At 49.6% G+C, this 18,843-nt stretch carries 21 protein-coding genes and 1 other RNA gene; 9 read left to right on the forward strand and 13 right to left on the reverse strand.

Translation table 11 applies throughout. The features are described from left to right. The 8 genes from era to rpoE form a co-directional block, all read right to left on the reverse strand. A partial coding sequence (era, locus tag AC6R1A_RS16360; RefSeq protein ID WP_500646202.1) for a GTPase Era occupies window positions 1-591 on the reverse strand: 591 nt, incomplete at its 3' end. Continuing rightward, window positions 584-1,261 (reverse strand): ribonuclease III, encoded by a 678-nt coding sequence (gene rnc, locus AC6R1A_RS16365; RefSeq protein WP_334554189.1) that lies wholly within the window; start codon window positions 1,259-1,261, stop codon window positions 584-586. The genes era and rnc, both read right to left, overlap by 8 nt. Window positions 1,262-1,291: 30 nt before the next feature. Continuing rightward, window positions 1,292-2,188 carry a signal peptidase I gene (gene lepB / locus AC6R1A_RS16370; protein WP_500626461.1) on the reverse strand — a complete coding sequence of 299 codons (897 nt, stop codon included), beginning with the start codon at window positions 2,186-2,188 and terminating at the stop codon, window positions 1,292-1,294. 123 nt (window positions 2,189-2,311) lie between these two features. After that, window positions 2,312-4,105, reverse strand: coding sequence for a translation elongation factor 4 (gene lepA / locus AC6R1A_RS16375; RefSeq protein WP_487901378.1), 1,794 nt, complete (start codon window positions 4,103-4,105; stop codon window positions 2,312-2,314). 167 nt (window positions 4,106-4,272) lie between these two features. After that, window positions 4,273-4,743: a SoxR reducing system RseC family protein gene (locus tag AC6R1A_RS16380; protein ID WP_500633020.1), complete on the reverse strand. Its 471-nt coding sequence runs from the start codon at window positions 4,741-4,743 to the stop codon at window positions 4,273-4,275. Beyond that, entirely contained in the window at window positions 4,740-5,702 is a 963-nt protein-coding gene (gene rseB / locus AC6R1A_RS16385; protein WP_500631814.1) for a sigma-E factor regulatory protein RseB, read from the reverse strand. The genes AC6R1A_RS16380 and rseB overlap by 4 nt, the downstream gene beginning before the upstream one ends. Next, entirely contained in the window at window positions 5,699-6,328 is a 630-nt protein-coding gene (locus AC6R1A_RS16390; protein ID WP_487901381.1) for an RseA family anti-sigma factor, read from the reverse strand. Before AC6R1A_RS16390 ends, rseB begins: the two co-directional genes overlap by 4 nt. Before the next feature lie 52 nt (window positions 6,329-6,380). Next, window positions 6,381-6,962 (reverse strand): RNA polymerase sigma factor RpoE, encoded by a 582-nt coding sequence (gene rpoE / locus AC6R1A_RS16395; RefSeq protein WP_334554176.1) that lies wholly within the window; start codon window positions 6,960-6,962, stop codon window positions 6,381-6,383. Window positions 6,963-7,323: 361 nt separating this feature from the next. Here rpoE and nadB point away from each other — a divergent pair, with 361 nt between their 5' ends. Next, window positions 7,324-8,952 (forward strand): L-aspartate oxidase, encoded by a 1,629-nt coding sequence (gene nadB, locus AC6R1A_RS16400; RefSeq protein WP_334554174.1) that lies wholly within the window; start codon window positions 7,324-7,326, stop codon window positions 8,950-8,952. 2 nt (window positions 8,953-8,954) lie between these two features. On the opposite strand, the gene AC6R1A_RS16405 is transcribed toward nadB, so the two are convergent. Further along, a complete protein-coding gene (locus AC6R1A_RS16405) occupies window positions 8,955-9,425 on the reverse strand; it encodes a protein YgfX (RefSeq protein WP_500631815.1) in 471 nt (156 codons plus the stop codon). Beyond that, window positions 9,373-9,633 carry an FAD assembly factor SdhE gene (locus AC6R1A_RS16410; protein ID WP_334554172.1) on the reverse strand — a complete coding sequence of 87 codons (261 nt, stop codon included), beginning with the start codon at window positions 9,631-9,633 and terminating at the stop codon, window positions 9,373-9,375. Before AC6R1A_RS16410 ends, AC6R1A_RS16405 begins: the two co-directional genes overlap by 53 nt. Before the next feature lie 180 nt (window positions 9,634-9,813). Here AC6R1A_RS16410 and ygfZ point away from each other — a divergent pair, with 180 nt between their 5' ends. From ygfZ to AC6R1A_RS16425, 3 genes are all read left to right on the forward strand, one after another. Continuing rightward, the gene (gene ygfZ / locus AC6R1A_RS16415) at window positions 9,814-10,779 is read left to right on the forward strand and encodes a tRNA-modifying protein YgfZ (RefSeq protein ID WP_500633018.1); all 966 of its coding nucleotides are present in this window, start codon (window positions 9,814-9,816) and stop codon (window positions 10,777-10,779) included. Then, a complete protein-coding gene (locus AC6R1A_RS16420) occupies window positions 10,766-11,248 on the forward strand; it encodes an aminoacyl-tRNA deacylase (RefSeq protein ID WP_500633017.1) in 483 nt (160 codons plus the stop codon). The genes ygfZ and AC6R1A_RS16420 overlap by 14 nt, the downstream gene beginning before the upstream one ends. Window positions 11,249-11,846: 598 nt before the next feature. Next, complete coding sequence (locus AC6R1A_RS16425; RefSeq protein WP_334554167.1) at window positions 11,847-12,053, forward strand: DUF1107 domain-containing protein; 207 nt, start codon at window positions 11,847-11,849, stop codon at window positions 12,051-12,053. 139 nt (window positions 12,054-12,192) lie between these two features. Here the strand turns inward: AC6R1A_RS16425 and AC6R1A_RS16430 are convergent, their stop codons facing one another. Genes AC6R1A_RS16430 through AC6R1A_RS16440 form a run of 3 tightly spaced genes read right to left on the reverse strand, consistent with a single transcriptional unit; the run spans window position 12,193 to window position 15,232 of the window. Continuing rightward, entirely contained in the window at window positions 12,193-13,419 is a 1,227-nt protein-coding gene (locus AC6R1A_RS16430; protein WP_500633016.1) for an FAD-dependent 2-octaprenylphenol hydroxylase, read from the reverse strand. Between the two features lie 35 nt (window positions 13,420-13,454). Continuing rightward, window positions 13,455-14,633: a 2-octaprenyl-6-methoxyphenyl hydroxylase gene (gene ubiH, locus AC6R1A_RS16435; RefSeq protein WP_500633015.1), complete on the reverse strand. Its 1,179-nt coding sequence runs from the start codon at window positions 14,631-14,633 to the stop codon at window positions 13,455-13,457. Window positions 14,634-14,653: 20 nt separating this feature from the next. After that, window positions 14,654-15,232: a YecA/YgfB family protein gene (locus tag AC6R1A_RS16440; protein ID WP_334554161.1), complete on the reverse strand. Its 579-nt coding sequence runs from the start codon at window positions 15,230-15,232 to the stop codon at window positions 14,654-14,656. A 237-nt stretch (window positions 15,233-15,469) separates the two neighbouring features. On the opposite strand from AC6R1A_RS16440, the gene AC6R1A_RS16445 reads away from it, so the two are divergent. From AC6R1A_RS16445 to serA, 5 genes are all read left to right on the forward strand, one after another. Then, window positions 15,470-15,775, forward strand: coding sequence for a cell division protein ZapA (locus tag AC6R1A_RS16445; RefSeq protein ID WP_334554159.1), 306 nt, complete (start codon window positions 15,470-15,472; stop codon window positions 15,773-15,775). A gap of 7 nt (window positions 15,776-15,782) precedes the next feature. Next, a non-coding RNA gene (ssrS, locus tag AC6R1A_RS16450) (6S RNA) lies at window positions 15,783-15,964 on the forward strand. Between the two features lie 49 nt (window positions 15,965-16,013). Further along, a complete protein-coding gene (locus AC6R1A_RS16455; protein ID WP_500633014.1) occupies window positions 16,014-16,601 on the forward strand; it encodes a 5-formyltetrahydrofolate cyclo-ligase in 588 nt (195 codons plus the stop codon). A 64-nt stretch (window positions 16,602-16,665) separates the two neighbouring features. Continuing rightward, window positions 16,666-17,322: a ribose-5-phosphate isomerase RpiA gene (gene rpiA, locus AC6R1A_RS16460; protein ID WP_334554155.1), complete on the forward strand. Its 657-nt coding sequence runs from the start codon at window positions 16,666-16,668 to the stop codon at window positions 17,320-17,322. A gap of 240 nt (window positions 17,323-17,562) precedes the next feature. Further along, window positions 17,563-18,792, forward strand: coding sequence for a phosphoglycerate dehydrogenase (gene serA / locus AC6R1A_RS16465; RefSeq protein ID WP_487901390.1), 1,230 nt, complete (start codon window positions 17,563-17,565; stop codon window positions 18,790-18,792). Window positions 18,793-18,843: the final 51 nt, after the last annotated feature.

Consider the following 18,843-nt stretch of genomic DNA (forward strand, 5'->3'; position numbering starts at 1 on the left):
TTTAGGTAAGTGTTCACGGACATGCTTGCGCAGCACATCAATGTTTTTACCGTGTTTGGCCGAAATCGGTACCACATCGACGAATTCCATCTTCTTCGACAGATCCATCATGTGCAGCATCACTTCGTTGCGATCTTGAACGTTGTCGACTTTGTTGACACAAAGCACAACAGGGAAGTTCGACTTCTGCAACTTGGTGAGCACCATCTCATCGTCTTTGGTCCAGTGGGTACCATCAACGAGGAAAAACACCAGATTGACATCACTCAATGAAGAGTTGGCCGCGCGGTTCATCAAACGGTTGATGGCGCGTTTCTCTTCAATGTGTAGGCCTGGGGTGTCGACATAAATCGCTTGGTAATCCCCTTCTGTGTCCACACCCATAATACGGTGGCGCGTGGTCTGAGGTTTACGTGAAGTTATCGAAATTTTTTGACCTAGAATGCGATTCAGCAGTGTCGATTTGCCAACATTCGGTCGGCCAACAATGGCAATAAAACCACAGTGTTGATTCTCTGGCGACGCGGTTTCACCACTTGATGAAAAGAACGCATCGATATCAAATTCGTTGTTGTCGGTTGAGTCAGTCATTGTTAAGTTGCTCTAGCGCTAATTCTGCAGCCGCTTGTTCTGCCTTGCGGCGGCTGGTGCCTTTGCCAATGACAGGATCTCCGATACCTGCCACTTCACACGAAACCGTAAATTGCTGGTTGTGTGCTTCACCTTTAATAGTAGTCACTGTATAGACAGGAAGCGGTTTTCTTCGCCCTTGCAGAAATTCTTGCAAACGCGTCTTGGGATCTTTTTGCGATACCCCCGGCTTAATGGCATCCAAACGACTCTGGTACCAGCTGAGTATAATCCTACGGACCACTTCAATATCGCTATCCAAGTATATCGCCCCAATGATCGCCTCTACGGCATCGGCAAGAATGGAATCACGACGGAAACCGCCACTTTTTAACTCACCTGGACCTAATTTTAAGTGATCTCCGAGTTCGAATTCTCGACCCAGTTCCGCTAGCGTATTGCCACGCACTAAGGTCGCACGCATACGGCTCATGTCCCCTTCGTTCACTTTAGGGAAGCGGTGATAAAGATCGTCAGCAATGACAAAACTTAAAATTGAATCGCCCAGAAACTCAAGACGCTCATTGTGTTTTCCATTTGCGCTGCGGTGTGTCAGCGCAAGTTGGAGTAACTCGGCATCATTGAACGGATAGCCGAGTCTGTTTTCTAGATTAGTGATTGGAGAATTCATGCTCTCTCGATAGTTTGTGCTTTAAACAAGCTAGTTAATGCCACCAATGCGGTTAAAACGCACACCAGTTGGAATCCAAGTCGGCAAGACACTGTCTGCACCACGATCAAACTCAAAACTGATCCAAATTGCAACGGCCTTGCCAACGAGGTTGGCCTCTGGAACAAAGCCCCAGTAGCGGCTGTCAGCACTGTTGTCACGGTTATCACCCATGACAAAATAGTGCCCTTGCGGTACGACCCACTCGTTCACACCACTGCGTGGCTGATACGCCGACACGCGATCACGACGAAGAGGGTTAACCAAAATTTGATGCTCCACTTCACCCAACTCTTCATTCAGTTGGATAAGTGGTACGCCGTCTTGAATAAACGGACTCTCTACCACATTCGATAATCCCACTTGGCGGCAAGTGCTCTCACCTTGTGGCTGAATGCAGATCTCTTTTTTGCTGCTGTAACGCACGGTATCACCCGGAAGGCCGACCACGCGTTTGATGTAATCGATGCTCGGTTGTGGTGGATACTTAAAGACGACCGTATCACCGCGCTCCGGTTTGCCTGTTTCCACCAGTTGTGTACGCCAAACGGGATCTTTGAGTCCATAAGCGTATTTCTCAACCAGGATAAAGTCGCCGACTAATAGCGTTGGCATCATGGAGCCTGATGGAATCTGAAACGGCTCATAAATGAACGAGCGCAGCACCAACACAATCGCAATCACGGGGAAGATGGAGACACTGTTCTCGATCCACCAAGGCTGCTTTTTCACTTTGGCTAACGTCGCGTCATCCAAACCTGTGGTTTGTGCTTCGATATCCATCACTTGGCGTTGACGCTGCTTAGCAAAAACCAGCTTCTCCAGTAGCCAAACAATACCTGTCACCAAAGTGACGATGACTAGGATGAGTGAAAATGTGTTCGCCATTGACTTCCCTTATCTCAAAAATACGAAAGTGAAAGGGTAACCCCTTTCACTCAAAACGTTGGCGCCAAAGCAAGTCAACATCGCCGACCCACTAGCGCGCTCAATCTTTACCGGTGGGCAAACTTAATCTTTGCCTACGTGCAGAATAGCAAGGAACGCTTCTTGTGGCAGCTCGACGTTACCGATCTGCTTCATACGCTTCTTACCCTCTTTTTGCTTCTTCAGTAGTTTCTTCTTACGACTCACGTCACCACCGTAACACTTAGCGATAACGTTTTTACGCAACTGCTTCACCGTAGAACGAGCGATGATGTGGTTACCGATCGCCGCTTGAATCGCAATATCAAACATCTGACGTGGAATGAACTCTTTCATTTTTTCCACCAGCTGACGGCCGCGAGTTTGCGATTGATCTTTGTGCGTGATTAGCGCCAGCGCGTCGACTTTATCACCGTTGAGCAGTACATCCACACGTACCATGTTAGACGCTTCAAAGCGTTGGAAGTTGTAATCCAGAGAAGCGTAACCACGTGAGGTAGACTTCAAGCGGTCGAAGAAATCAAGCACCACCTCTGCCATCGGGATATCGTAAGTCACCGCCACTTGGTTGCCGTGGTACACCATATCCACTTGAACGCCGCGCTTTTCAACACACAAGGTAATCACGTTACCTAAGTAATCAGAAGGCACCAAAATATTACAACGTGCAATTGGCTCACGAATCTCTTCGATATCGTTGATCGCCGGCAGTTTTGCTGGGCTATCCACATAGATCAGCGTGTCGTCGGTCTTTTCCACTTCGTACACTACGGTTGGCGCAGTGGTGATAAGATCAAGATCGTATTCACGCTCTAGACGCTCTTGAATGATCTCCATGTGCAGCATGCCAAGGAAACCACAACGGAAGCCAAAGCCCAGTGCCGCCGAGTTTTCTGGCTCGTAGAACAAAGAGGCATCGTTCAAACTCAGTTTACCTAGCGCGTCACGGAAGTTTTCGTAATCGTCTGAGGAGACAGGGAAGAGACCCGCATACACCTGAGGTTTGACTTTCTTAAAGCCCGGTAGTGGTTTTTCACTGCCGTTTTTCGCCAACGTCAGCGTATCACCAACAGGCGCGCCCAAGATGTCTTTGATACCACACACAACCCAACCGACTTCGCCAGTGCGAAGAATGTCGGTATCGATTTGTTTTGGCGTGAAAATACCTAAACGATCCACCCCCCAAGTTTGACCTGTGCTCATCACTTTGATCTTGTCGTTCTTTTTCAATTGACCGTTCTTGATGCGCACCAAAGAGACGACACCTAAGTAGTTGTCAAACCAAGAGTCGATGATCAACGCTTGCAGAGGTGCATCGGGATCGCCTTCTGGCGCTGGAATCGCAGCAACGATGTTTTCCAGCACATCTTCGACACCTAGACCCGTCTTCGCTGAGCAGCGAGTAGCCTCCATAGCATCAATCCCGACGATCTCTTCGATCTCTTCGGCAACGCGCTCAGGATCAGCGGCAGGCAAGTCAATCTTGTTCAGAATAGGCACGACTTCCAGATCCATTTCGATCGCGGTGTAGCAGTTCGCTAGGGTTTGTGCTTCAACGCCTTGACCGGCATCCACCACCAACAGCGCACCTTCACAAGCCGCCAAAGAACGCGACACCTCGTAGGCAAAGTCAACGTGCCCTGGAGTGTCGATAAAGTTGAGCTGATAAGTTTCACCGTCTTTAGCGGTGTAGTTCAGTGTCACACTCTGCGATTTGATGGTGATACCACGCTCACGCTCCAGATCCATTGAGTCGAGAACCTGAGCGGCCATTTCACGGTCGCTTAAACCACCACAAACTTGGATTAAACGGTCTGATAGGGTCGACTTACCGTGGTCGATATGGGCAATGATCGAAAAGTTACGAATGTGCTTCATGATTTGGTGTGACTAAACTCTTTCAAATAGGGACGAAATACCAATCGAAATAACCCTCTGCTGAGCAGTTCAGTTCAGAGAGTTATCCAGATTGGTATGAGAAAGCCGTCATATGACGGCATTTCAAACAAGTTGGCAGATTCTACCCAATTTCTAAGCGCTACGCACTAGCTAATTGGCTCACCCAGAATCCGTATCAAAGTGACTTGTTGCGACGACTGTCGCTCAAGATGAGAGGCGAACGTCTTGGCAAAGAGGATACCCGCTGCCGTTGCCAGTGCGGAGCACAAAATGACGACGCCCTCGCCAAGGTCAAACCAAGGCTCGATGAGAGCGGAGCCAAGCCAAGCCCCCAGGATCAAACCAAACAATGGTAGCAGATAGACTAGCGCGGCCGACTGCAACACCCGTTTCTCAGGCAGGCCAATTTCCACCACCTGTCCTTCACGTACCGCTTGCTTGGTCTCTAAGTGCCAGTAGAGTGATTTATTGCCAACCGCTTTCGACACAATCCCTGTGCCGCAGCTTTTTTGCGACGAGCAACTGCTGCAACTGGTCTGCTGCTCACAGCTCAGCTCCACGTGAAATCCGCCATGGTGCGCCTTGACCGAGGAGACGGTCGCCAGTGCCGTCATCATTGGTTGTGCCTTGAAGCATCAATCGTGACGGACTGAGCGATGCGTTTTGCCGTCGCAGGAGGAATATCGCCAATCACAGAGATTTCCGCTGAACCACTAACAAAGCTGTGCAACGTTCTTCGACCTTGACGAACAAGTTGCCCTTTTAGTGACAAGTTGTCACTGTCGGAGACATAAATCGAGAAACTGAACAGACCGTCGCTGTACATTTGACTCTCCACCATGCGCTCAGTGTTCGCCATACGATAACGGTTGAGCTCTTTGGGCTCAAAGCCGTTTGGAATCCAGTCTGCATGCCAATTAGGATTGTCTAAACTGCCTTTGGGCAGTGAGAGGACCTCTGGCAATTTCACCTCATTCAAACCACTTAAAATCGTGCCGATATGGTCGTTGACGCTATAGGAAATGGTGCGATATTGCTCTAACACTTCGCCATCACGATCCACCAGATCCGCTCTTAGAGGCAAATGCGTTTTCTCATCGACCCACAGCACGTAGGAGTAACGCAATCCGTCTTTGGGTACCACACGCAGCACTTGGCACGCCGTACCAGCCTCGCGAGCTCGGCCCACTTGGACGAAGTCGTAGAATTGGCTTAATTCATCAACGTCGGCATTAAGCAAAGGGATGGTGGGGGCGACAATTTCACCCGACTCAATCGTAAACGGTTCGACACCAGGCTCAATGTAGCTGACTTCATTGCCACGGCGAATCACTTCACGGATAGGCCCACTGAGATAGACAAGGTGGGCAAGTTGTTGGTCGTCCGCTCGCGCGTGACGGTACAGCAAAGGCTCAATACTGTTTTTCTTGATCAGGATGTAAGAAAGCTCGTAATTGAGGTGCTGGCTGGCATCGTTCATTTGATCCAACAACGCCTTCGCAGCGTCATCGGCTGCAAAGGCGATTGGTGTATTCAAACTGAACAGTGCCAGCGCACTGATCAGGATTTTTCTCATTCAACTACCATTTCTGGGTGGTCATTCATCTGCTCTGTTTTACTGTTCAGACGCAACTGAAGTTCATAATCTTGCAACATAGCGTTTATGCGACGGCGTTGCTCTTGCACATCGACTTGACTCGCCGTACTGGATTGCGGCTCAACCGACGAACGCGTCAAGCTGACCGGCTCTGCACTGCCCGCAAACGGAATGGTTTGCAAAACAGGTAACTGGTCTGATTCTGGCGCAGCGGCGTCAGACCCACCGTATTGCTGAACGCCTAAAATAACGGCCAGCGATACGCAAGCCGCGACCGCGACTTGGCCAAACTGATTGAGCCATGCAGGCAACTGACGACGGGCTTGAGCAGGCGTCGGCTGCGACTCTACCGCAGTCTCGTTGATCTCTCGCACTGACGTATCTTGCAGAGTCGAATGCGCAGGCTCAGACTCCAAAGCCAAAGCGACGCTGTCTGCGATATTCCATTCAGGCTTTTGCGGCGCATCGCCACGCATGACATCACCAATGAGATGGTAATGCTTCCAAGCTTGTTGGCTGGACGCATCTTGCTCGAGCTCTGCAATCAGACCTTTGTCCACCAACTCTCCATCCATGAGCGCTGAAAGTTTCTCTTTGTCAGCCATTATCATTCACCATTAATCCTATCTATCAGGCATTAGGGTTGTCATTTACCTATCATTGACGTTGCATTAGCGGTTGGATTTTCTTCTCCACCGCCTCTCGAGCACGGAATATTCTCGAACGTACGGTTCCTACTGGGCAATCCATAACCGCAGCAATCTCTTCATAGCTCAAGCCATCTAGCTCACGCAACGTCATCGCGGTTTTTAAATCATCAGGCAGTGCTTCAATCGCACTGAAAACAACGTGTTTCAATTCATTGGACAACGTTAAATTCTCAGGGTTCGATATTTCTTTCAGCGCACTACCGTTTTCGTAATATTCAGCTTCTTCAGTATCCACATCTTGCGCGGGTGGTCTGCGACCTTGGGCAACAATATGGTTTTTCGCAGTATTAACGGCTATTCGATACAACCAAGTGTAAAACGCGCTCTCGCCTCGAAAACTTGGGATGGCTCGATACGCCTTAATAAATGCTTCTTGTGCTACATCCGGGACATCCCCTGGGTTATTGATGTAGCGGGAGATAAGGTTACAGACTTTGTTTTGATAGCGAATCACCAACAGGTTGAACGCTTGCTTATCTCCATTCTGAACTCGCTCAATTAATACTTGATCGGTCAGCTGCTCGTTCATTCGAGCGGGTACTCCTATTGTTATCGACTCTTATCCTCTCAGATATGAGCATTAATTATGCAAAATGTAGTATTGACACCACTGCTTACTTGAGCACTATTGTGACCTAGTAATAAAAATAAAGTTCAAAACAAATTTCACTATTTTTTGAGAAGTGATGCCCTTGCCACGAAGACGATTTGATTGTGCGCAGTGCCAAGGGGAAAAGCAATGTAATTTACGAAGAATTGCACCACTGGCGGTGCTATGATAGCAAGCCAGAGCAAGCTTTTATTGCAATTCATGGCTACCCGTACGCGACAGCTGACCGTGGAGGATGGATTTTGTCGGGTACAAATTAACTCGGGAACGTAACAGTTTTATGAACACAAACCGTGAACATCAATGTGATGTGTTAGTGGTGGGCAGCGGCGCTGCGGGTCTTTCATTGGCGCTTAGAGTGGCGGAGCATGGCAAGGTCATTGTATTGAGCAAAGGACCGCGTAGTGAAGGCGCGACTTACTATGCACAAGGAGGCATTGCCGCCGTTTTCGACGAATCAGACAGTATTGAATCCCATGTCCAAGACACCCTCATCGCTGGTGCAGGATTGTGCGAAGAGGAAAGCGTCAAATTTATCGCCGAAAATGCAAAAAAATGCGTACAGTGGTTGATTGATGGTGGTGTACCCTTCGACAAAGAAGATGACGACGGCAATGGCGAATCGCCTCGCTACCATCTCACGCGAGAAGGCGGCCACAGCCACCGACGTATTTTGCACGCTGCCGATGCGACGGGCATGGCAATGCAAACGTCGCTGCAAGACAACGCTCACAACCACCCAAACATCACGGTGCTCGAACGCCATAACGCGCTCGACCTCATTACAGAAGATAAAATAGGCGGTGATAAAGACAAAGTCATCGGCGCCTATATTTGGAACCGTAACCAAGAACACGTCGAAACCGTGCGCGCAAAGTTTGTGGTGTTAGCCACCGGCGGCGCCTCTAAAGTCTACCAATACACCTCAAACCCTGACGTCTCATCCGGTGACGGTATCGCAATGGCGTGGCGTGCAGGCTGCCGAGTGGCGAACTTAGAGTTCAACCAATTCCACCCAACCTGTCTCTATCATCCAGAGGCGCGAAACTTCTTGCTCACTGAAGCACTGCGTGGTGAAGGTGCGTACTTGCGCCGCCCCGATGGTTCCCGCTTTATGCCCGATTTCGATGAGCGAGAAGAGCTGGCCCCTCGAGATGTGGTGGCTCGCGCTATCGACTTCGAGATGAAACGCCTAGGTGCCGATTGCATGTATCTCGACATTAGCCACAAACCGGCAGACTTTATCGAAAAGCATTTCCCAACCATCAATATGCGTTTGCTCGATCTTGGTATTGATATGACCAAAGAGCCGATTCCTGTCGTTCCGGCTGCTCACTACACTTGTGGTGGCGTGATGGTCGACTTCAATGGTCAAACCGATTTGGCGCAGCTTTATGCGATCGGTGAAGTGAGTTACACCGGCTTGCATGGTGCCAACCGCATGGCCTCGAACTCTCTGCTCGAGTGTGTGGTGTATGCATGGTCTGCCTCACAAGACATCATTGAGAAACTGCCATCGGCGACACTGGCCTCGAACTTACCGGCTTGGGATGAAAGCCAAGTCAGCTGCTCAGACGAAGAGGTGGTGATCCAACATAACTGGCATGAACTGCGCCTGTTCATGTGGGATTACATGGGCATTGTCCGTACCGACAAACGCTTAGAGCGCGCCATGCGCCGTATCCAACTGCTTCAGCAAGAGACACATGAGTACTACAGCAACTTTAAAGTCTCGAATAACCTGTTGGAATTGCGAAATCTACTCCAAGTGGCTGAGTTAATGGTGCGCTGTGCCATGCAACGTAAAGAGAGTCGCGGCTTGCATTACACCCTCGACTACCCTGAACTGGCCAAAGACAGCGGCCCGACCATTCTCGTGCCAGATAGACGTCAGTCGATCAAAAATTAACACTAGGGAGCGCGCTGCTCCCTTTTTGTTTGCTGCAACTTGGTTTGACGCAACGCCACCAGCAAATGTCGATAGTGCTCATCGGGCAGGCTGTCTCGCCACAACAACACACGCTTACCGTCACTACGCGTCAAACACAGCGCCCACGCAGACAAAGCGGTGGAGACCGCTTTGATCCCAAACTGTCGACCTTGGTAGTGATAGCAAAAATAAGCATCAAATGTGATAGCCCCCTTTAGAGACTCCTGGAGCATCCCGTCTGAGTTGGCCCATCGAAACAGAGGCAACAACACAATAGGCGTCACAACTAAAGGTAAGGCGCTTGTGATGAGCAGACAGCAAGTCAACATCGATACAATGACGTTGACTTGAGCGGCCATAAAAGAAGGATGAGCGTAAACGCTCATGGATGAAGGGGAGTTAACGTACCTTACTGAGGTTATGGGCGACAATTTTGTCCACCATTGCTGCATGACCTAAGTTTTCACTGCGACCATGTCCCATTATCCAGGTAAACAAGTCTGGATCATCACACTCCAGCAGTGACACAAAATCACGCTGTTCGTTTTCTTGTAGGCTATCAAAGCACTCTTCGAAAAACGGCATGATGACCACATCCAGCTCCAACATTCCTCGGCGACATCCCCATTTGATACGCGCTTTCTCTTCCGCGGTGTACATTCTATTTATTCCTCACCTTGTCGGTTGTTTTCGCCGAGTGTAACAAGCAAAGCACTTTGCAACTACTAACTCAGTCACAGTCCGAACGCTTGCTGTTGAAGACAAAGGTTGTTTCAGGGCGCAGAGGGGCATTATGATAGCCCAATTAAGTCACCTTCATTACTCATTAGGTAGTCAACTATGGACTGGAACACGACATTTTCGCCACTCCCACTCTCTTCGCAAGACGCTCTTCCTTCGCTTGCCATAGCCCCACTGGAGTCTTGGGCGCTGATTCAGGCAACCGGCCAAGACAGTAAGTCTTACCTGCAAGGGCAGTTGACCTGTGACGTCGTGACTCTGGCGCAAGATGAAGTTCGCCTCGGCGCCCATTGCGATGCGAAAGGTAAGGTATGGAGTGCGTTTCATCTCTTTCATCACCAACAAGGTTATGGGATGTTTCAGCCTAAGGCTTTAGTTGAGAAAGAGATCACCGAGCTAAAAAAATACGCCATTTTTTCCAAAGTGGAGTTCAGTGAAAGTTCGCTAACACTCCTCGGCGTGATGGGCAGTGCCGCCGATGCATTTATTGATACTTTGACTCAAGAGCGCGGTGATGTGCGTTCGCTACGCGAAGGCAGCGCGGTACGTATCGGTCAGCAGCGCTGGGTTGTGATCACCAATGAAGAGACGGCATTTCAAATCGTCGATGCCTTTGAAGGGCAAAAGAGCGATGAGTCACTGTGGCGCCTGTACGACATTCAGTCAGCCAGCCCTAGCCTTACTCAAACACAGCAAAATGAGCACATTCCTCAAGCGCTGAACCTTCAAGCGCTCGGCGGGATTAGTTTCACAAAAGGCTGCTACACCGGACAAGAAACCGTAGCACGAGCGAAATACCGTGGCATCAACAAGCGAGCCCTGTTTATTTTAAAAGGCCAGTGCGATGCAGTGCTGGAAGAAAACGCGGAACTTGAGCGTGCGGTCGGTGACAACTGGCGCAGTGCGGGCCATGTATTGGCGAGCTACCAATACACCGATGGCGTGTGCCTCGCGTTAGCGGTACTGCCAAACAATCTAGAAGCAGAGACGCCCTTTCGTTTCAAGCACCTTGAGCACTCTCGTCTGACGTTTGCACCGTTGCCATACTCACTTGACGAGGCGTAAGCGTATCCGTACTCAAGTCACGCAATTTCTAGAGCAGCAGCAGGTGCCCTATCGCTTGCTGCCTCACGAGAGCGAAGCGATCACAATTGACGAGGCAGCACGGCAACGTGGCGTGCGCCCAGCCCAAATGGTTAAGTCTATTTTGCTGCGTGATATGAGCGATCGCTACGCCTTGGCGTGTGCCCCTGGGCACTGCCGCGTTGACCCGAAAAAAGTGAGAGCGCAGCTCAATTGGCGCCGCATGACTTGCGTTCCGATAGACGATGTCCCCACTATCACCGGCTACCCTATCGGAGCTGTAGTGCCTTTACTACTCGCTCAGGAAATGCCGATCCTGTTCGATGCTCACATTCTTAATGAACCCATTGTCACCATTAGTAGTGGTTCTCCCCTTGCAGGTATCGCTCTTCAGTGCAACGACCTGCTTAAGCTTTGCCAACCCTTGGTATCAGATATCATTCATACATGATACACAGCTCTCATTTTCAGATAATGTGTGATATAGATCGCAATTAGCAATCACTAATTAAAAATTTTTATTCATTTTTAAAGCATATATAGTCACCAGAAATAAAATACAGTATCCTGCTCGCGTTGGTTTAAGAATCGAGCGAATTAAGATTTATTGCTTGGCACTGCGATTTTATTCACCTAGTGTAAAGCGCGTAGTGTAATCCTTCTCCAACAAAAAAGTGAATCCACTGATTGTTTCAGGACATCCACTTTTTGTGTAATGCATCTGTGACTATTCGCCCGCCTTGTGCGGGCATTTTTTCTGGCAGTTAACAATTTCCTAACACTTTCCTATTAGTTTGGGCTATTCTTATTTCTGTCATATTGCTCTGGCTTAATTGCCGGCGTTGAGAAACCCCAAACCGAACAGAATCGACAGAACATAAATGAGGTAACAATCACACCAATTTGGATATTTATCCGTAAATTTGCCTACAGCAACACAAATATCCAAATAGAAAGACTTTAACTGCATATTCCCCCATAACAATCACACATTCTAATTGGGGAATTTAGTATGATTCGCAGTGCTTGCTAAAGAAAAGGAACAACGTATGAGACTGTTTAAGCGCTATACACCAAGTATGATTGCTAAACACGTGAGTCGGCTATTTAAGGGAAGAATCTACATCTACGGAGTCGGAGGTTTTGAGTTTGATAATGGCAAGCTCATCCTACCCGCAAAAGCAGAAAGCAAACACTTCAAAGCGGTGAAGGAAGTGAATCAAGAAATTATGAAGCTCCGTTGCGCGTACGCTTGAGCGTTACCATACCGCCAATGAGCGCGGATGGAACACTCAAAGAGGTAAAGTAAAAGGGTTGGCTAGTGGCCAACCCTTTATTCTTTTCCCGGCTATGGTTTTCGCGGCTATGGGCGATTGATAAAAGCACGGAGTGAGCTTAATCGGGTTGGAGTGTTCGAGCCCGTTTGGCCAACTCAGGGAGATTGCCTTTAAGCCCAAGCGCGCGCTTCATCAATTCATCTTTTGCGCCCGGTAGTTGCCCCAACAAAGACATACCAATCCCTCGCACCAGTTTCTTCGCAGGGTTATCGCCGGCAAACAGATCTTTAAATCCTTGCATGGCGGCAATCATTTTCGCCGCTTCCGCTTTACGCCAGCGTTCATAAGCACGCAAATTGCGCTTGCGGCCAATATCTTCACCGCATTGCCAAATCTCGACGATCTCTTGCGCTAGGCTAGCCGCATCTAGCAAGCCCAAGTTCACGCCTTGACCGGCTAATGGGTGAATGGTGTGCGCGGCATCGCCCACTAAGGCGATACGCTCAGCAACAAAGTCTCGTGCGTAACGCATTTTAAGAGGAAAGGCGAAGCGTTCACCTTGCACTTCACATAGCCCTAGCCGCCCGTCAAACTCAACCATCAACTGCTTGTTGAACTCGGTGTCACTCATCTCGACTAAGCGCTGAGCTCGGTTCGGATCGGTGGACCAGACAATCGAGCTCATCTTACTATCATTGAGCGGAAGAAACGCAAGCGGCCCTTGCGCAGTAAAAATCTGCCGAGCGACTCTTTGATGCTCATCTTCTGTGACGACATTCGCCACCACCGCACTATGGCCATAGTCCCAATGGGTCAATGGAATATCTTGCTGCTGTCGAACCCAAGAGTTCGCGCCATCTGCACCAACCACCAACTTGGCCGTCAATGCTTGACCATCATCCAGCGTCAGCCACGCTTCGCTTTCACCGACCGCAAGGGTTTGACACTTGGCCGGCATAAACATTGATACATTGGCTTGCTGCGTCACTTTCTCAAGCAACGCGAGTTGTATGACTCGGTTTTCAACAATATGTCCGAGATCGGGCTGGGCGAGCTGCGTGGCATCAAATTCGATACGTGCAAAACTGTCTTGCTCCCACACTTCCATCGCTTGATAAGGCGCTGCACGTCTTGAAATAATGCCATCCCAAGCGCCAATATTGCGTAATAGAATTTCACTTGAACGACTGAGCGCAGAGACGCGAACGTCCGGCAATGCTCCTAGCTCAGACTCGGGTTGCTGACTTTCAATCACGGCAATCCTCAAATCGGTCTCTTTGAGCGCTGCGGCCAACGCTAGACCAACCATTCCGCCACCAACGATAGCAATATCAACACTTTGCATGAACTGTCCTTTCTTTTCTACGATGTGATGGCCGGTTAACGTGCCACCAAACCCAATGTGCGTTGTAAAAGTGGCTTTTTCACTGGCGGCGCCCACTCCATTGCCGCCAGTCCGACGTTTCGACCAATTCGCATGGCTAAGTAATCGTTCGAGAAGGTATGAACCAGACCGGCGGTCAACGCAATGGTCTGCTCACGATCCGTTTCTCGACGCTGGCGATATTTGGACAAAAGATCATAGTGCCCAGGATCGTTGGGTGCGCCCGCAATCAGCTCAGCCAGCGTCGCCACATCTCGGATACCTAGGTTAAACCCTTGCCCTGCGATAGGGTGCAAGGTTTGCGCTGCGTTGCCCACCACCGCGATACGATGGGCGATCGTTTGTCGACGAGTACGCAAAATCAGTGGATAGCTGGCGCGTTGGCCAGCCTGTTGCAACTGGCCAAGTCGCCAACCAAACGCCGTTTGTAGCTGAGCTAAAAACACGCTGTCAGAGAGGGAAAGCAACTCGCTAGCGCGATCAGGTTTGACGCACCACACCAAAGACAACCGCTCTTGAGACATAGGTAACAGCGCCAAAGGGCCGCTTTCAGTAAAGCGTTCAAATGCATGTCCATGATGTGGCTGCTGAGCACGAATATTGGCAATGATCGCCACTTGATCAAAGTCATGCTCATCGAGGGTCAGCCCTACTTGATCGCAGCTCGATGATAACGCACCGTCTGCCGAAACCAGCAATCGACTTCGAATATGCTCACCACTAGAGAGGGCGATCTCAACGTGCTGAGCACTTCTCTCAAGTTGTAGCACAGAATCTGGGCAGTAGAGCGTAATCGCGGGGCGCTCACTGACGAGCTGGTGATAAATACGCCCAACATCAGCCAATTCGACAACGTAGCCCAACGCTTGATCACCGATCTCTTCTCTGCTGATCGACGTCATGCCTGCATGGCCGCGATCAGAGACATGGATATGATTGATGCTCGTTGCCACTGGCGCGATGGCTGCCCACAGCCCCCACTGCTTCAACTGCTTCGCACTGCCATAAGAGAGCGCGATCGAACGCGAATCAAAGCCAGGGTGTCGACTGTGATCGGACTCGAAAGACTCCACAACCGCAATCGACAACTCACCATGACACAGAGTATCCAGCGCGAGAGCCAGCGTCATTCCCGCCATGGCTCCCCCTGATATCACCACATCATACTGCTTCATCCTGATTCCTTACTGACGAATTAATGGATCGTAGGTGCGCGCTCGGGCGTACTCGGTTTTTGACCGAACTCGGCATGAATCGTCAGTACGCACGCTTTGATGTGCTCGATCACTTGCTCAAGTAGATCGGCCTGCTCTTGCAGATCATCATCTTCGTCGATACCCAATTTCGAGATCTCCTCAAGATCCGCTAGGGCTTCTTTGCACTCTTGAGACGCTTTTTTCAAATTGGTGCCTACCAAGCCAAGCCCAGAGATAAAATGGTTTACCCAATCGGCCACACCATCAGCCACATCAAACAACGAAGCACTGGCCTCCTCATCGGGCAATAGCAAGGCCATCTCTAAGCTGGCGCTGGTCATATCTGCAACCGTCACATCCAACGTCTTTTGCGCGTGTGCTAACGCACTGGTTGGCCATCCCATGCCTTCGTTGGTGTAGTCAAACAGCATCGGCTGCCAGCTTTTATCAGTCAGACTCAAGCCACCGCTGAGCATGCCCGTCAATAAGCCGTGTAGCTCAGAAGGGTTTACAGCTAATCCGGCACTTTGCAGTTCGCTAGCGAGAGAGAGGTAATCTGGTAGGGATTTATTGCTCATAGAAATGACCCAAATTTTACAGGAATGGGACTAATCCTAACACTTACCACACCTGGCGAAAACGCGCGAATCGACAATAGTGAATAGCTTTTACGCAAATTGTCCATTTCGTGTCTTTTTACACCCGAGTCGGTCGTGAAAAGCTTGAATCTTATCTAGGCTTTTCCTATAGTTTCCTCCTCGGTGACATTGCGTAGGGCGCTGGATTGTCATCTTAATCGGAATATTTGAATTGATATGAGTAATCAAGCGGTAGATGTCGAAATTTTAGGAAAGCTGACGAGAGTGAATTGCCCTGCGGGACAAGAAGACTCACTACGTCGAGCTGCAAAGCGCCTTGATGAAAGCCTAAAAGAGATGACCGCAAAAACTAAAATGACCAATGAAGTGCAATTGCTGACCTTCGTCGCGCTGAACTTCTGTCATGAACTCGAAACCCGTGATACTGTGGAAGAGCAACAGAATCACATGTGTGAGCGCATGGAATTGCTCACCGCATCGATTGACGATGCATTGAATAAAGTAAAGCCAGGACAGCAATAATCAAGAATTTACCCTGGAGTGTGCGTGAGGGGATTAGTCCCTGAGCCGATAAGCAATACCCAAGGGTCGGTACTTGATAGCTATTGAGCAAGCTCGGCATGCACCGAGAAGCCTACGGTTATCATTGCTGATCCGCCTTGAACCAGCTGGTTCAAGGGTCAACATCTCCAACGGCACTCTGGGGTATCCTCCTTGCGCAACATGCGTTGGATTTACCCTTTGATAGGGGTAACGCAGCATGTCTGAGTCTCGACAACAATTTCGTCAAACCATCCGCCAAAAACGACAGCAACTTGCCAGTGATGTGCAGCACCTCGCCGCGCTTGATCTCGTGCATCAGTTTTCATCACTTCCAGAGCTCACCTCTGCCGAGCACATCGCACTTTATCTCTCAACGGACGGCGAAATTGACACCATGCCGTTAATCGAATGGCTATGGCAACAAGGTAAAAAAACCTATCTCCCTGTGCTGCATCCTTTTTCCAAAGGCCACCTGCTGTTTTTGCACTATCACGCCAACACGCCGTTAGTGGAAAACCGCTTCTACATTCCAGAGCCCAAGCTTGACCAAACTCAAGTCATCCCGGTAGAAAAACTGGATTTAATCTGCACACCTTTGGTCGGGTTTGACTCCAGTGGCCAACGCCTTGGCATGGGCGGCGGCTACTACGATCGTACCTTAGCCAAATGGTTTGCCTGCTCGCAAGGCGCAAAGCCAATTGGCTTAGCCCATGATTGCCAACACGTTGATGTCCTACCTGCTGAGCAATGGGACGTGCCACTTCCAAAAATAGTGACCCCAAGCCGGATATGGGATTGGGAATAGACGTCATTTGCGGCTATAATCGCGCGCAATTCACCGATATTTACACCGCATTTAGGAGATGGGCATGACTCAAGATGAAATGAAAAAAGAAGCCGGCTGGGCTGCACTACAATATGTCGAAAAAGGCAGCATTGTCGGTGTGGGTACGGGCTCCACTGTGAATCACTTCATCGATGCATTGGGCACAATGAAAGACGACATCAAAGGTGCCGTATCCAGCTCTGAAGCTTCCACCGAGAAACTCAAAGGACTCGGTATCGAAGTGTTTGATTGCAATGACGTGACCAAACTGGATGTTTACGTCGATGGCGCGGATGAGATCAACCCAGCACGTGAAATGATCAAAGGTGGCGGCGCGGCACTGACTCGTGAAAAGATCGTCGCGGCGATTTCCGACAAGTTCATCTGTATTGTCGACAACACCAAAGCCGTTGACGTTCTTGGTCAATTCCCATTGCCTGTTGAAGTCATCCCTATGGCTCGCGCTTACGTTGCACGTGAGCTGGTTAAACTTGGTGGTGAGCCTGTCTACCGTGAAGGTGTTCTGACCGACAATGGCAACATCATTCTCGACGTTCACAATATGAAGATTGTTGAACCTAAAAAGACCGAAGATCAGATCAATGCCATCGCAGGCGTCGTGACCGTTGGCCTATTCGCTCATCGCGGCGCGGATGTCGTGATCACCGGGACACCAAACGGAGCCCAAATCGAGGCATAAAACGACTTAATTTAGTTATTTCCTTACAAACGGCGCCTTTAGGTGCCGTTTTTCTTTTTAGCCCGATAAAAATTATTCCTTATTCCGTAATTTTCTTACCCAAGCTGTATTTTTTTTGTTAACTTAGTGAGCAGAAGACGCACAAGGAAAACGTTTGCGTCACACTAAGTGTCGAAAAAACGTTGTCATTTAACATGTGCGCCAGTTAAGCCCCAATTTCCCATTATAAGGATGAACATAATGGCCAAAGTTTCACTGGAAAAAGACAAAATTAAGATTCTACTCCTAGAAGGCCTTCACCCATCGTCGGTCGAAGTTTTGCAAGCCGCTGGCTACTCCAACATTGAGTACCATAAAGGTTCCCTTGCAGAAGATGAGCTTCTAGAAGCCGTTAAAGATGCCCACTTTATTGGTATTCGCTCGCGCACCAATCTTTCCAAGGAAGTGATTGATGCTGCAGAAAAGTTAGTCGCGATTGGCTGTTTTTGTATTGGTACCAACCAAGTGGATCTTAATGCGGCGTCCGTTCGCGGTATTCCAGTGTTTAACGCCCCATTCTCAAACACGCGCAGTGTGGCAGAGTTGGTGCTAGGTCAAGTTCTCCTACTCCTTCGCGGTATCCCTGAAAAGAATGCCCTTGCCCACCGTGGCATTTGGAAGAAGAGTGCCGATCACTCTTACGAAGCACGCGGTAAACGCCTTGGCATCATTGGTTACGGTCACATCGGTACCCAGCTTGGCATCATCGCTGAAAACTTGGGTATGCGCGTCTACTACTACGACATTGAAAACAAACTCTCTCTTGGCAACGCGACACAAGTCCACACCATGAGTGAGCTTCTCAATAAGTGTGATGTCATCTCTCTGCACGTACCAGAAACGCCAGAAACCAAAAACATGATGGGCGCTGAAGAGTTTGCTCGCATGAAGCCAGGCTCAATCTTCATCAACGCCGCTCGTGGTACCGTGGTGGATATTGAAGCGCTGTGCCATGCAATGGAATCAGGCCACCTAGCTGGCGCGGCGATTGATGTGTTCCCGGTGGAACCAAAGACCAATGCGGACCCATTTGAATCGCCATTACAGAAGTTTGATAACGTTATCCTCACTCCTCATGTCGGCGGTTCGACACAAGAAGCGCAAGAGAACATCGGCGTAGAAGTCGCGGGTAAATTAGCGAAATACTCAGACAACGGGTCAACCCTATCGAGTGTTAACTTCCCAGAGGTGTCGTTGCCTGAACACCGTGACTGCTCGCGTTTGCTGCACATTCACAAAAACCGTCCTGGCATCCTGACGCAAATTAACACCATCTTCGCAGAAGACGGCATCAACATCGCGGCTCAGTATCTGCAAACCAGCGCAGAGATCGGCTACGTGGTGATTGACGTTGAAACGGGCCGCTCTGAAGAGGCGCTTGAGAAGCTAAAAAGCATTGAAGGCACCATTCGCGCGCGAATCCTGCACTAATGGTTCGTTGAGCAGCAATAAAAAACCACCGCGAGGTGGTTTTTTATTGGG

The organism is Vibrio sp. R10-SG3-ISO3 (assembly GCF_059834225.1).

Excerpts from the sequence above, each read along its gene's own strand:
- rnc (WP_334554189.1), bottom strand. The coding sequence starts at position 1,261 with ATGAATTCTCCAATCACTAATCTAGAAAACAGACTCGGCTATCCGTTC.
- lepB (WP_500626461.1), bottom strand. The coding sequence starts at position 2,188 with ATGGCGAACACATTTTCACTCATCCTAGTCATCGTCACTTTGGTGACA.
- lepA (WP_487901378.1), bottom strand. The coding sequence starts at position 4,105 with ATGAAGCACATTCGTAACTTTTCGATCATTGCCCATATCGACCACGGT.
- AC6R1A_RS16380 (WP_500633020.1), bottom strand. The coding sequence starts at position 4,743 with ATGATGACGGCACTGGCGACCGTCTCCTCGGTCAAGGCGCACCATGGC.
- rseB (WP_500631814.1), bottom strand. The coding sequence starts at position 5,702 with ATGAGAAAAATCCTGATCAGTGCGCTGGCACTGTTCAGTTTGAATACA.
- AC6R1A_RS16390 (WP_487901381.1), bottom strand. The coding sequence starts at position 6,328 with ATGGCTGACAAAGAGAAACTTTCAGCGCTCATGGATGGAGAGTTGGTG.
- rpoE (WP_334554176.1), bottom strand. The coding sequence starts at position 6,962 with ATGAACGAGCAGCTGACCGATCAAGTATTAATTGAGCGAGTTCAGAAT.
- nadB (WP_334554174.1), top strand. The coding sequence starts at position 7,324 with ATGAACACAAACCGTGAACATCAATGTGATGTGTTAGTGGTGGGCAGC.
- AC6R1A_RS16405 (WP_500631815.1), bottom strand. The coding sequence starts at position 9,425 with ATGCAGCAATGGTGGACAAAATTGTCGCCCATAACCTCAGTAAGGTAC.
- AC6R1A_RS16410 (WP_334554172.1), bottom strand. The coding sequence starts at position 9,633 with ATGTACACCGCGGAAGAGAAAGCGCGTATCAAATGGGGATGTCGCCGA.
- ygfZ (WP_500633018.1), top strand. The coding sequence starts at position 9,814 with ATGGACTGGAACACGACATTTTCGCCACTCCCACTCTCTTCGCAAGAC.
- AC6R1A_RS16425 (WP_334554167.1), top strand. The coding sequence starts at position 11,847 with ATGAGACTGTTTAAGCGCTATACACCAAGTATGATTGCTAAACACGTG.
- AC6R1A_RS16430 (WP_500633016.1), bottom strand. The coding sequence starts at position 13,419 with ATGCAAAGTGTTGATATTGCTATCGTTGGTGGCGGAATGGTTGGTCTA.
- ubiH (WP_500633015.1), bottom strand. The coding sequence starts at position 14,633 with ATGAAGCAGTATGATGTGGTGATATCAGGGGGAGCCATGGCGGGAATG.
- AC6R1A_RS16440 (WP_334554161.1), bottom strand. The coding sequence starts at position 15,232 with ATGAGCAATAAATCCCTACCAGATTACCTCTCTCTCGCTAGCGAACTG.
- AC6R1A_RS16445 (WP_334554159.1), top strand. The coding sequence starts at position 15,470 with ATGAGTAATCAAGCGGTAGATGTCGAAATTTTAGGAAAGCTGACGAGA.
- AC6R1A_RS16455 (WP_500633014.1), top strand. The coding sequence starts at position 16,014 with ATGTCTGAGTCTCGACAACAATTTCGTCAAACCATCCGCCAAAAACGA.
- rpiA (WP_334554155.1), top strand. The coding sequence starts at position 16,666 with ATGACTCAAGATGAAATGAAAAAAGAAGCCGGCTGGGCTGCACTACAA.
- serA (WP_487901390.1), top strand. The coding sequence starts at position 17,563 with ATGGCCAAAGTTTCACTGGAAAAAGACAAAATTAAGATTCTACTCCTA.